This is a genomic window from Flavihumibacter fluminis (assembly GCF_021491375.1).
Lineage (GTDB): Bacteria > Bacteroidota > Bacteroidia > Chitinophagales > Chitinophagaceae > Flavihumibacter > Flavihumibacter fluminis.
In genome coordinates this window covers 1-284 of record NZ_JAKEVY010000035.1, presented here as the reverse complement: position 1 = coordinate 284, position 284 = coordinate 1, and the positions used below count along the sequence as shown (strand labels likewise).

Sequence of the window (284 nt, the reverse complement as noted above, 5' to 3'; positions counted from 1 at the left end):
CTGTATCGATAAAGAACTCGTTGTTGCGTTCCGGTTCTTCAACAGCACTGAAGATGTTCATATAAGTAACACCATCGATTACAGATTCGCCCAATGTACGGTTTTCATTGTTCGTTGAATAGAACTTTTCAGTCTTCAGACCGACAACTCTGCGATAGTACGGCATTGTATCTGCCTCCAAGATGAACGATTCGGTACGATCCTGACACAAGTTTTCAACTTTTGCATCCAGTTGACCTTGTTCGATAGCCAGTTTATCCAAAGCATCGTCAAAGACGTATTTC

Annotated in this window: 1 protein-coding gene; it reads right to left on the bottom strand. The window is 41.9% G+C overall.

Features of this window, described 5'->3' with window-relative positions; translation table 11 throughout:
* A partial coding sequence (locus L0U88_RS20790; protein ID WP_234868798.1) for a hypothetical protein occupies positions 1–284 on the bottom strand: 284 nt, incomplete at both ends.